The sequence below is a fragment of the Rheinheimera aquimaris genome (assembly GCF_020531985.1).
In the GTDB taxonomy this organism is placed as follows: domain Bacteria; phylum Pseudomonadota; class Gammaproteobacteria; order Enterobacterales; family Alteromonadaceae; genus Alishewanella; species Alishewanella aquimaris.
The window spans coordinates 524,114-536,044 of record NZ_JAJAVQ010000001.1 but is presented as its reverse complement, the minus strand read 5'-3'; the positions used below and the strand labels follow the sequence as shown (position 1 = coordinate 536,044).

The 11,931-nt window shown below is 43.9% G+C and carries 9 protein-coding genes and 1 pseudogene; 7 read left to right on the top strand and 3 right to left on the bottom strand.

The window, feature by feature from the left end; genetic code table 11:
- Positions 1-12: 12 nt before the first annotated feature.
- The 5 genes from LHL18_RS02415 (at position 13) to LHL18_RS02395 (ending at position 4,268) form a co-directional block, all read left to right on the top strand.
- Entirely contained in the window at positions 13-819 is an 807-nt protein-coding gene (locus LHL18_RS02415) for an ABC transporter ATP-binding protein (protein ID WP_226765616.1), read from the top strand.
- Positions 820-2,022 (top strand): ABC transporter permease, encoded by a 1,203-nt coding sequence (locus tag LHL18_RS02410; protein WP_226765615.1) that lies wholly within the window; start codon positions 820-822, stop codon positions 2,020-2,022.
- 134 nt (positions 2,023-2,156) lie between these two features.
- Positions 2,157-2,363, top strand: coding sequence for a bacterioferritin-associated ferredoxin (locus tag LHL18_RS02405; RefSeq protein WP_134054353.1), 207 nt, complete (start codon positions 2,157-2,159; stop codon positions 2,361-2,363).
- Positions 2,364-2,487: 124 nt separating this feature from the next.
- Positions 2,488-3,378, top strand: a complete 891-nt coding sequence (locus LHL18_RS02400) for an aspartoacylase (protein WP_226765614.1) — start codon at positions 2,488-2,490, stop codon at positions 3,376-3,378.
- Between the two features lie 74 nt (positions 3,379-3,452).
- Positions 3,453-4,268 (top strand): substrate-binding periplasmic protein, encoded by an 816-nt coding sequence (locus tag LHL18_RS02395; RefSeq protein ID WP_226765613.1) that lies wholly within the window; start codon positions 3,453-3,455, stop codon positions 4,266-4,268.
- Between the two features lie 65 nt (positions 4,269-4,333).
- On the opposite strand, the gene gloA is transcribed toward LHL18_RS02395, so the two are convergent.
- Complete coding sequence (gene gloA, locus LHL18_RS02390; RefSeq protein ID WP_134054360.1) at positions 4,334-4,735, bottom strand: lactoylglutathione lyase; 402 nt, start codon at positions 4,733-4,735, stop codon at positions 4,334-4,336.
- Positions 4,736-5,002: 267 nt separating this feature from the next.
- Between gloA and LHL18_RS02385 the strand changes: the two genes are divergently transcribed.
- Positions 5,003-5,917, top strand: a complete 915-nt coding sequence (locus LHL18_RS02385; protein ID WP_134054362.1) for a DUF808 domain-containing protein — start codon at positions 5,003-5,005, stop codon at positions 5,915-5,917.
- A 45-nt stretch (positions 5,918-5,962) separates the two neighbouring features.
- Here LHL18_RS02385 and LHL18_RS02380 read toward each other — a convergent pair.
- Positions 5,963-6,199 (bottom strand): annotated as a pseudogene (locus LHL18_RS02380) (endonuclease III); the annotation flags it as partial.
- Between the two features lie 232 nt (positions 6,200-6,431).
- Here LHL18_RS02380 and LHL18_RS02375 point away from each other — a divergent pair.
- Positions 6,432-11,333, top strand: a complete 4,902-nt coding sequence (locus LHL18_RS02375; RefSeq protein ID WP_226765612.1) for an NACHT domain-containing protein — start codon at positions 6,432-6,434, stop codon at positions 11,331-11,333.
- Positions 11,334-11,412: 79 nt separating this feature from the next.
- On the opposite strand, the gene LHL18_RS02370 is transcribed toward LHL18_RS02375, so the two are convergent.
- Entirely contained in the window at positions 11,413-11,928 is a 516-nt protein-coding gene (locus LHL18_RS02370; protein ID WP_226765611.1) for a hypothetical protein, read from the bottom strand.
- Positions 11,929-11,931 lie beyond the last annotated feature (3 nt).

Below are 11,931 nucleotides of genomic sequence, written 5' to 3'. Positions count from 1 at the left end.
CAGGATGGTTGCATGATAGATATTCAGGAATTAGCAAAAGCGTTTGCGCTTGGGAAAAACAACAAGCTATCTGACACTGAAAAGCAGGATGTGCGATACAGCAAAGAGGCGTTTCACTCAGTAAGAAAGGTCAGTTTTAACTGCGGCAGTGGCGAAGTATTGGGGTTACTTGGCCCAAACGGTGCCGGTAAAACAACTACCCTACGCATGCTATCCACGGCGTTAAAGCCTGACAGTGGTACTGTGCTGCTAAATGGTGTTGATGTGTTAAAACAACCGGTAAAAGCCCGGCAGCAGATCGGCTTTTTGTCGGCAGATACGGGCCTGTACGGCAAGCTGACAGCGTATGAAAACGTTGCCTATTTCGGCCGTTTACATGGTATGGATGAAAAGGCATTAAAGCAGCGTATCGATGAGTTATTTACGTTGCTGAATATGCACGATTTTGCTAACCGCCGTGCTGATAACATGTCTACCGGTATGAAACAGAAAACCGCTATAGCACGTGCAGTGGTACATAGCCCTAAGGTCGTTATTCTGGATGAACCCACAACGGGGCTTGATATTATGACCGTACAGACAGTACTGGATTTTATTAAGAGCTTAAAAGCTGCCGGTACGCCGGTTATTTTTTCTACCCACCATTTAGATGAAGTAGCAACGCTATGCGACCGCGTTGTGGTAATTGATAAGGGCGTCAGTGCTTTTTCCGGTGACATTACCCAGTTTAAAGCCCTATCGGCTGAGGGCGATTTACGTGAAGCATTTTTGTCGGTATTGCAGGGCAGTGCCGGTACACAACAGCAAGGAGTGGCATAAATGTGGCAGGTCTATTTTAAAGAGCTGACTGAGCTGATGCGGGACAGGAAGACACTGATTTTTGTTATTTTGCTGCCGATTTTTATCTTTCCGGTTATTTTTGGCGTGATGGGGCTGGTGTTATCGAGTACCACCAGTAAAGCGATGCAGGAAGAGCACCGTTACGTGATTGTCAATGCTGAACAAGCGCCTGAGTTTCGTGATGCCATGTTCTACCATAAAAACTTTAAACAGGTGCAAACAGAGAAAACCGCAGAAGCTGATCTTGTAGCGGCTATTCGTAATGATGAGTTTGATGTGGCAATTATTATCCCGGCAGATTTTTCAGTAAAACGTCAGGCCGTGGAGCAGGTGCAATGGCAGATTATTTATAACCAGTCATCACAATTTGATTTTATGTATCGCTACTTTACCGACATGCTGGCAACCTACAATGAACAGCTGCAACGCGAGACACTTAATCAGCTGAATGTCGACCCACAAAAGCTGGCGGCCATTATCAAGCCAGTGGATGCGAAAAAAGTAGATACCGCAGATAAACGTGAAAATATCGGTGAAAAATTTGGTGCAGTGATTGCCTATATTCTGGTGCCGCTTTGCCTGCTCGGCGCTTCTTATCCCGCCATTGACATGGGAGCTGGTGAGAAAGAACGGGGTACACTTGAGACATTATTAATATGCCCAATCAGCCGCATCAGCATCGTGCTGGGGAAATTTTTAACTGTGCTGACGACCGGTCTTGTGGGCGCGATGATTACGGTGGGCAGCTTTGGCATCTGGGGCGCTATTATCGGCTCTTTCGCCGGTATGGCTGTGGTGCAAGAGGCGATGTCAGCTATAGCTATCACAGAGCTTATCCTGATTTTCTCGCTGTTATTGCCAATATCCGCGGTTTTTGCTGCACTGCTGCTGGCAATATCTATTTATGCCAGAACCTTCAAAGAGGCACAAAACTATATCAGTCCGTTATCAGTGTTGATCTTTGTACCCTTAGTGGCTGCTATGATGCCGGGTGTTGAGCTAAATGCGAAAACGGCTTTAGTACCGGTAATGAATGTGGCGCTGGCGATAAAAGAGCTGATAAAGGGCACGGCCGATTATATGATGTTAGCCCTGATTTTTGGCTCAACACTGCTGCTGGCCGCCGCTGCGATTGGCTTTTGTGTGCATTGGTTCCAGCAGGAAAAGGTGTTATTCCGCTAAGCCCAGGGGCAATGTTTAACGCTCAATACGCCGGCTAGCTGCTGGCGTATTTTCGTTTGGCTGGCGCGCAAATACTATTGATAATAGTTCTTAATAATATTAAAATGCCTTTGTCTTAGCCCAGAGGTGCCCAGATGTACGTATGTTTATGTAAAGCAGTGACTGATAAAACCATTAAGCAGAAAGTGGCTGAAGGGGTATCAACGATGCGTGAACTGAAAATGTGTACCGGTGTGGGTAGTCAGTGTGGTAAATGCACCTGCCAGGCACAACAAATATTGCATAATGAGTTAGTGCGTATTTCTGATAGCGCAATGGATTTGGCACAACCAGCTGCGTAATTTGAATTTATATTCATATTTAAAGAATTTAAATTCTTAATCTATTCTTTTTCCTTTCTGTTCTGGTCATAATATCGCTCTTGCATTAGGCTAAGCCTGTATTACAGCATTGACGAGCGTATTTATGGATCACATTAAACAAGTCGCCATTGTCGGCGGTGTACACGGTAACGAATTCTCCGGTATTTATTTGGTCAGACAGTATCAGGCCAAACCAGAGCAGGTAACTCGCCCCAGCTTTAGTACTGAGCTGGTGTGGGCAAACCCCGAAGCGCATTATGCTAATAAGCGTTATTTACACAGTGATCTGAACCGACAGTTTAAAAATACCGATCTGGCGAACCCAGAACTTAGCAACTACGAGCAAAGCAGGGCGAAGGTGCTAAATGCTCAGCTGGGCCCCAAGGGTAATGCCAGAACTGATCTGTTAATTGATTTACATAACACCACCAGCAATATGGGCGCTTGTTTAATTCTGACTCAGGCCGGGCCGTTTTATAACCAGCTTGCGGCTTACGTTAAAATGGTGATGCCGGAAGCAATAATTTCGCGTGATGAAGATCATTTCGCTGCGCAAGACCATGCATTGATGTGCACCCTTGGCCGTTACGGTGTATTGGTGGAGGTTGGCCCGCAGCCTCAATCAGTGCTACGTCAGGATGTACTGGAGCTGATGGATACCATGACCGGCCATATTCTCGATTTTGTTGAGTTATACAACAACGACAAATTACCTGAGCTGCCTAAACAAACCGAAGCCTTTCGCTATTTGCACAGTCTTAAGCTGCCGATGAATGACAAGGGCGAGCGTATTGGCATGGTGCATAAGAATGTGCAGGATAACGACTATCAGCCGATCAATCCCGGCGATCCTATTTTCACATTGTTTGACGGTACAGAAATTTATTATGACGGCGACGTGACGGTGTACCCGACCTTTATCAACGAAGCGGCGTATTATGACAACAACCTGGCGATGTCACTTAATGAAAAAGTGATAATTACATTAGATTGAACATAGATATAAACTGTTGTTTTATTCTCTGTTTTACCATGTTATTAACCTTGGGATGAAGAACAGTTTTTTATATGGGTAATGCAGTTATGCCACCTGTGCTGCAAAAATGGTTGGTGTTAGGTGTCGTCTTGTTCAGTTTGCAGGTAGCTGCAAAATCAGTTGAACCACTGCGTATTTTGACAGAACACAATCCGCCAGCGGAATATGTGGATGATACTGGCAGGGTGACAGGCGTAACCGTTGAGCTGGTAAGGTTGTTGCAGAAACGGTTAAATGAGCCGGCCGATATTGAACTGATGCCCTGGGGGCGGGCCCTTAACATTGCACGTACTGGCAATAGCATCATGCTGTTTGAAACAGTGCGCACGCCAGAACGTGAAGCCTGGTTTAAGTGGGTTGGTCCGGTAATGCTGTACAACATTTCGTTGTATGGTTTAAAGCATAGGATAGGTGACGATCCTGCAGACTGGGCGTTACCCGGAAAATATATCGCCTGTAACTATGTCAACTCGATAACAGCGCAGAACCTGGCCGAGCTTGGCTTTAAAGATGGTAAGAACTTGCTGCTTACCAGCAAATCGGGTGATTGTCTGGACATGTTACTGTTTGAGCGGATCGATCTGATTGCAGTTACCGAGTATGCACTGCCCGAGTTTCGTCAAAGGGTTGCGGCTGCGGGCTACGAACTGGTAGAGCTTAAAGTTTTAACAAAACGTAAGCGATACCTCGCATTTAGCACAGATGTTGAAGATGAGCGCATTGCCAGCTGGCAACAGGCATTGGAGCAGAGTTATCTTGATGGCACTATGCGTAGCTTATATCAGCCTGTGTACAGCGATGCGCTGATTAGCCGTTTAGAACAATTTGCTGCTGCGGTAAAGCGCTGACGTTTTGCTGAAAGGCAGCGATAAAAGCTGAGCCTGCTGTAGTGCATATGCAGGCTCATTTAACATTACAATGTGTCGTAACGGTCTTTTTTCTGGATCAGCTCTATCGCATAGTTATCAGGATCACGCACAAAGGCTATTTCTGTAGTACCGCCTTTTACCGGGCCAGGTTCACGGCTTATTACACCACCTTTGGCACGTATCTTATCGCAAGCGTCGTAAACGTTTTCAACTTCCAGTGCAATATGGCCAAAAGCATTACCTAAGTCGTAGCTGTCGGTGCCCCAGTTGTACGTCAGCTCCAGTACAGTATTCTCGCTCTCGTCGCCGTAACCTACGAAAGCTAGCGTATATTTGTATTCAGTGTTTTCAGACTGACGCAGTAGTTTCATACCCAGCACTTCAGTGTAAAAAGCAATAGATTTGTCCAGATCACCTACGCGCAGCATAGTGTGCAGCATTCTCATAACGTGCTCCTCGTCAGTTTTGTTGCGGGACTTGCAAAGCAATTAGATACCAAAATGCCGGCCTTAATAGCTTTGTTGCCTGGCCAGCATTGGCAGTACAGCGGCAGATGTTACCATATCAGGCCGTTTTCTGTCGCTTAACATATGACATGCTTAAACAAGATAACCGGGTTGCAGGCGCGGAATTGCAACAGTGCATGCACGGCATGTACAAATTTATCTGACACCAGTATGCTGAGATTTTTATAAATAACGAAAGGATGGTTTGTGGCTGCAGCTAATCTACTGGCCCTTATTGATGATATCGCCACCTTGCTTGATGATGTTGCTGTGTTGTCGAAGGTCGCAGTGAAGAAAACAGCAGGTGTGCTGGGTGATGATCTGGCACTCAATGCTGATCAGGTAACGGGTGTTAAACCAGAACGGGAAATTCCGGTGGTTTGGGCGGTAGCAAAAGGCTCCTTTGTCAATAAACTCATTTTAATTCCTGCCGCATTGTTAATCAGTGCTTTTATACCGGTGCTCATTACACTGTTACTTATTCTGGGCGGTTTATATCTGTGTTATGAGGGCGCAGAGAAAGTTGTACATCGCTTTTTTCTGCACGCGCCGCCAGCTGAGCGGCAAGCCAGGCTAAAGGCGTTGGCAGATGACAGCGTTGATATAGTGGCATTAGAGAAAAAGAAAATAAAAGGCGCTATCCGAACTGACTTTATTCTTTCCGCAGAAATAGTGGTGATAGTACTTGGTAGCGTAAAAGCGGCTGATTTAATTACGCAACTGGGTGTGTTAAGCGTAGTTTGTATTGCTATTACCATCGGGGTTTATGGCCTGGTGGCGGCAATCGTAAAAATGGATGACGCCGGCTTATATATGCTTAGAAAAGCAGTCAGCGGTAAGTGGAATAATCTGCAACGTGCTTTGGGACGCGGGTTGTTAATCGCGGCGCCTATATTAATGAAAGCGCTTGGGGTTATCGGCACCATTGCCATGTTTTTGGTTGGCGGCGGTATACTGTCGCACAACATTGATGTGCTTCATCATCTGTCGTTGATGGTGCAACAGGCGGCTCCGGCTTTTGCAGTGATCACATCGTTGCTGGTTGACGGTATTACCGGTTTGGTTGCCGGTATGATTATTGTGGCATTAGCGGCGTTGGTGCTTCGCTGGCGCAACCATTAGCTATTATCTGCACTTAGCGCCTGTTTAAGGCGCTAAGTTGACAGGCTATTCAGTTTTGTCTTTAAACTCGCACAGATCTTCAATAATACAAGAGCCGCATTTGGGCTTACGTGCCACGCAGGTATAGCGGCCGTGCAGTATCAGCCAGTGATGTACGTCGAGTTTAAACTCGCTTGGGACCACTTTTAGCAGCTTTTGCTCGACTTCATCAACGTTTTTACCCGGTGCCAGTTTGGTACGGTTTGACACGCTAAAGATCTGCGTATCCACAGTAATAGTGGGCCCCAAAATATCGCAGTGCGGTAGCAGGTGTTAACATATGTTGCGCCAGAAAGACGGCTTTTAACCACTATAGCGGGCGTTCATAATTCAACCCTGTAATTGCTCCAAATGTTGCCAAATATGTTTGTAATAGCAGAGGCGATTCAAATTCGCTATTGTATTATCACAAAATGGCATTGCCCCCTTGGACTACTCGAATGATGAATCGTTGTAACAGGAGCTACACCCAATTATGGATTCGGTAAATACGATAGAAACAGCGATTACTTCGCCAGTAAATCATGTACCACCTTTCGTCCCGGTTCAAACAGTTTTGCAGTCATTGCCTTTCCATGAGTTGCGCTGGGAGAACTTTGAAAAACTGTGTTATCGAATAGCTGGCAAAGATGCTGATGTTGAATTCCATAGTTTGTATGGCAGATCCGGGCAAGCTCAACAGGGAATAGATATTTTTGCTAGAAAGCGCAACAGCAGGTACAACACTTGGCAAGCGAAGTGTTATAAAAAGTACTCCGAAACTGACCTGAAAAAAGCTTGCTCGACTTTTCTATTAGGGGAGTGGGTACATAAAACAGACGAGTTTTTCATTGTAGTGCAATGTCCTGTAGATGATGTCCACTTACAGAATGAAATTGAAGAGCAAGCAAAGGTTTTTAGGGCCCAAGGCCTAGTTCTAAGGGTACTTGGAGGCCATGATTTATGCACTGTCTTGCGCAGTCATCCTGACATTGTTTTAGAATTTTTTGGACGAGAATGTGCGCAACAGTTTTTTGGGGATACGGTAAGTAAAGACCTTCTTCTAAAATTGGATGGAGCCGAGTTCCAAAAGGTTAGAGCGCAGTTGCAACGAGTTTATCAAGCTGGATTTGAACTTCTTGATAAAATGCCCGTAAACGCGCCAACACCATTTTCCGATCAGCGTCATGAGCCTATTTCTCTGTTAAAGCGTTTTTCTGCTCCAGATGTTTTGCTGAAAGAAAGCGTAGTAAATCATCTAACGAAAAAACAAGAAATTGGGTTAAGTGCATCTACGCATGAACCTCAACGGGCCGAAATACTCTCACAGATTAAAAATGAAGAAAGTCGCCAAACTGAGCAGTATCGCCGAACCTCGATCTTAAACTGGCTAGCTGAATCTGATCAAATTGCAGTAATTGGTCATGCTGGGACTGGCAAAAGCACCGTACTCAGGTGCCTGGCGCTTGATCTACTGGGTCAACAGCAGCGGTTTACTGACGTTGCCAAAAAATGGGGCCGTCACTTACCTTTATTTATCTCATTTGCCAAATGGGTACGGCTTACTGAGGCCAGTGCAGAAGCGGTAGGCATTAAAGATTTACTTCGAGCGACATGGCAGCAGCAGCTAACTACAGATTTGGTAACTTTGATAGATCAAGCTATTGATGAGTCACGTGTGGTACTGTTTGTTGATGGGCTTGACGAGTGGGCTAATGAACAGGCGGCGCGAACCACTTTGCAGACAATGTTGACTATAGTATCTGCACATAGTATTCCAGTTGTTGTTAGTGCTCGCCCTGGTGGACTTGCGAAAATCGGAGGTATCCCTGACGATTGGGTAGTGGGTCAATTAGCTCCTTTATCGAAAATGCAGCAAAGAGAAATAGCAACCATTTGGTTCTCGCGAAATGTTGGTCGACACAATGATCTGGCTGCTCATGAAGATTCTGTGCTCTGGCAGACAAATCGATTTTTTCAAGAGCTGAATAAAGGAAGGGGGTTGGCAACATTAGCGGAAACGCCGCTTTTGTTATTAGGGCTGATTGCACTAGCTGTCCGTCAGCTAGTTTTGCCAATAAATAAAGTACAAGCTCTGAGCCAATTAACGGAGCTTTTGTTAGAACTTCATCCTTCTAGCAGGGCAACTGCAGCTGGCGATGTGGTCCCTCGATTTTCTTCAGCAGCGTCAACTGATGTTCGCCGTGAAGCGCTGGCGGCGCTTGCTTATGAGATCCGCACCAAAGGGGCTGATGCAGGATATCCCATCCAATCAGCCCGGAAATGTATAAAGTCTTTTCTCACTGATCCGGAGGGGTTCTGCTACACCCCTAGGGAAGCAGCTGAAGTAGCTAACGAAATTCTCGCCGTTAATTCAGAGACGATGGGGTTACTTGTAGAGAAAGGACGCGAAGAGATAGGGTTTGTGCATGCAAGTCTGGAAGAATATTTGGCTTCGGTTCATATTCATGGCTGGCCGTTAGAGCGTATTTTAGAGTTTGTGCGAACAAATGCGAGCAACCATCGTTGGAGAAGTGTATTCGGAGATTTGATTGCTAGAAATAATAGAAGGTCCGAAGCCGAACAAATTGTTAGAGTTATTGACGAGCCAGAAACTGACGCTGTTGGAGCTCTGCAGAGGCGTTTACTTCTAGCGGATGTGGTGTTTAGTGGCGCTGAAATAAATAAACCGACAGCCAGTAAACTTGCTGAACGTAGTTTTGAAATAATTGCCGGTGCTGGCTGGATTGGTGAACGAAATGCACACTTAGCTGCGGCTCTGGAAGGGGTTTATAATCCTACCCTCAGAAATAAGACGTCCGATAATATCAGTCGCTGGGGAATTAGAAGTGCAGAATACTTACAGGACTTTTATAGAGCGTTATCGAATTGGTCTCGTTCAGAAATACTGCTCAATATTTTAAAGCATGGTATGAAGGATGATAATGTTCTTAACTCTCGTGCTGCTGCTCGCACTCTCGCGATTGTGTACAAAGGAGATCCTGGAGTTGAAAGATGGTTGATATCTTTACTTCGAGGTGATTCGGATTTGCTTGTTGTTGGCATAACTTTAGAGACACTGACAGTCGGTTGGTCGAATAATCCCTTATTAGTAGATTTTATAAACAGTGCTTTAGCTTCAAAGGACAAAGCAATTCAGTTAAGCAGTATTTGGTGCAAGGTACAACTAGGCCTTCACTTAGATACAGATCTGGAAACTCTGCTCAGATTTGCGAGTAGGCATAGCGGAGTAAATTACAAACTGAGAGATTTGCTTAGTGAGTGCTTTGTGCAGGGATGGAAGAATAATGCTTATATCATAAATAAATGTCTTGATGTTTTAAATAAAACTGTTGCTGATGACGACCAAATTGAAGAGGCAGTCGCCATTAATTATTTGATAAATAGTGATATTAACAATCCTGTTTTCTTTGATTGGATTTTACGGGAGTTCGAGTCAGATTATCCATTCATCATGATGTTTGGAATGCATTGGGAATGGTTGTTAAAATTTGCTGAAGTTAACAAAGAAGTTCGTGAGAAAATTATTCTCACTTTGATATCGGGTAAGATGGATCACTATGAATATTTATTGCAATCTGTCTACAGTAAAATCAAAGATCCTCGCATCAAACAGCATCTTCTCGATAAAGTGAGGAATTCCAAAGATTTTACGAGTTTCTGGTGCTTAGCACCATTGCTAAACAGTTGGACGACTGGTGATCCAGAGGTAAGCGAGCTAGTTCAAGAGGTTCTTAAATGGCCTAATGAACGAAAGCAACATTTAGTTAGCCTGTACCCTAAAATGCTTGGCCCTGAAGAATGTATTGAGGAACTTCAGACTATAATAAAAGACAATATAAAAGTCAGAAACGATCTTCTGATCTCCGCATTCGCCCAGTTGAACATCATCGCAGACAAAAGCATTGTTGGTGTGTTACTAGATAAAGTGCTTTCTGAAACAGAGAGTGGATTCTCTGGCTCGAATGGCCTGATTACACTAAGCCCTGATGAGCCTTTAATAAAAGATTATGCTTTGTCTAAGCTCGCCAAACGCAATCCACCTCTTGCTTTAATAGCCTCTGTATATCGCGATGACCAAAATATCCTGAGCAAAATTGCTGAACAAGTTGGTTCACTAACAGCAACTATGCGGCAGCAAATCATTGATGCTGCATCAAATGAGTTTGATCGAAATGATACAGCGAAGGAAATTCTAGGAAGATATGATAATGAAGTTGATGGTCCACTAAAAGTTCAAGGTGCTATAAAAAATTATCAGGCACTATATCCTACTGATAATGAACGTGAAAAAGTGATAAATGAATTACTTCTAGATGCAAATGCAGTAGGGCATGATAATCAAGAACGCCGAGCTGCAGCTTTTGCGGGGTTGATAACTTATGGTGCTACAAAACAATTCGTGCCTCTTGAATGGAATAATAAGCCTTTAAATATTTCCTTAGGAGGTTATGATCGAACTTCTCAAGCTCTGCTTAGGCTGGTGGTTGAGCACTGGGAAGAGCTTGATAAAAACTTTGATGGGCAACTCATTTCCAGATTAAATCATTTGGATTCAGACACTAATTTCTGGGCCAAGGTATCTCCATATATTTCCGTTAGTCCTTCATTACGAAACAGATTTATTGAAAACTGTGCAAGCACTACGAGATGCCTAGAAATGCAAGAGTTGAAAGCACTTGCCAAAGAACTTCCAAAAAGTGATTTGCTCTTACAGCATTGCTTATTAGGTGTCACTAACTTTGAGGATCAACGGAGCCGTGGCTCATTATCAGCCTATCAAAGCTATTTTGAAGCATCTTATATTTTAAGCGAGCAATTCGGCGGTGATGTGGAGTTATCAAATAAGCTTCAGAAGGTGCTAAAGGATAGTAATTTCCGACATGGTGTTGTGGCAATGGCAGTCTATGATCCGCAAAATGCATGTCTGGATAAAGTCGTCGAACAGATTCTAAGCGAAGCGAACACATCGGAAAATTATGCTCCGTCTATTATTCTAGCTGCATCGCGCTTTGATAGCAGTGAGTTAGAAGTTCTTGTTAGAAAAATGATAAATCGTTCCAGTCATTCGTTGTGGGATTTTCAGGATAGGATTAACTTTGCCCTCAAATCTCGACTCGGGAGTGACGGAGATTTTGTCGATCTGATTAGAATGTGTTTAGCATCAAACCCGACTGAAAGTGAGATTTCGAGTTTCTCCCGCTATTTAGCATCTACCGGTAAACTTGATGAACAAACACAGAAACTCTGCCAGCATTTACTTAACGAGAGGAACATTACTAATGTTATTCCGGCCAGTGCATATGATGCAGTATCCGACTTTGTAAGACCGGTGGTTCACTCTCTGTTTGATGTTCTAGCAGGACCAATTCATTAGCGTACGATGGTTAAGGAATCTTATAAGGGATGCATACAATGTGGTTAAATTAATACTTTGGTGGGCAAGTATCAAAGTATTAATTTTCGAATCGGTTCACACATTTTTCAGCTAAGGTATAAACATTGTAAAGAGCATGTTCAATCGGCGATTGAGGTGTGTCAAATTGAATAGCTTGCTTCATGCTCTGATATGCAGAGTGTGAAAGCTTAACGCTTCTTACTTGTTCTTTACAGTAGTTGTAATGAAAATCCAGAGCGCTTTTGTATTTGTTGCTAAGCTCATTGAAAGACTTATTCAACCCTTCGAAATCTGATGTGAGTTTGGAGTATTCCCATTTTTGTCTTTTTAGCTCCTCGTCTTTACTCATGACCTCTACGTTAAATTCTGACATTGAAATCTCGTATTTTGTTCTGAATTCAGAAAGCGAAGCTTCATGGAGTATGTTCATAATTAAATGAGTTATGCTCCATGTGGATCCAGCGCCCAAAATCACACCGGATATAAATAAAGGGGATCGAAATGAGCGTAACAAGCTTTTCGTTTCTTTTAGTAATGAGCTTTCATCAGCAACATTTAAGTCCATTTCTGCCATTAG

What these genes read in the sequence shown, in the direction of transcription:
- LHL18_RS02395 (WP_226765613.1), top strand. Translation starts at nt 3,453, where the DNA reads ATGGGTAATGCAGTTATGCCACCTGTGCTGCAAAAATGGTTGGTGTTA.
- LHL18_RS02410 (WP_226765615.1), top strand. Translation starts at nt 820, where the DNA reads ATGTGGCAGGTCTATTTTAAAGAGCTGACTGAGCTGATGCGGGACAGG.
- LHL18_RS02405 (WP_134054353.1), top strand. Translation starts at nt 2,157, where the DNA reads ATGTACGTATGTTTATGTAAAGCAGTGACTGATAAAACCATTAAGCAG.
- LHL18_RS02415 (WP_226765616.1), top strand. Translation starts at nt 13, where the DNA reads ATGATAGATATTCAGGAATTAGCAAAAGCGTTTGCGCTTGGGAAAAAC.
- LHL18_RS02375 (WP_226765612.1), top strand. Translation starts at nt 6,432, where the DNA reads ATGGATTCGGTAAATACGATAGAAACAGCGATTACTTCGCCAGTAAAT.
- LHL18_RS02400 (WP_226765614.1), top strand. Translation starts at nt 2,488, where the DNA reads ATGGATCACATTAAACAAGTCGCCATTGTCGGCGGTGTACACGGTAAC.
- gloA (WP_134054360.1), bottom strand. Translation starts at nt 4,735, where the DNA reads ATGAGAATGCTGCACACTATGCTGCGCGTAGGTGATCTGGACAAATCT.
- LHL18_RS02370 (WP_226765611.1), bottom strand. Translation starts at nt 11,928, where the DNA reads ATGGCAGAAATGGACTTAAATGTTGCTGATGAAAGCTCATTACTAAAA.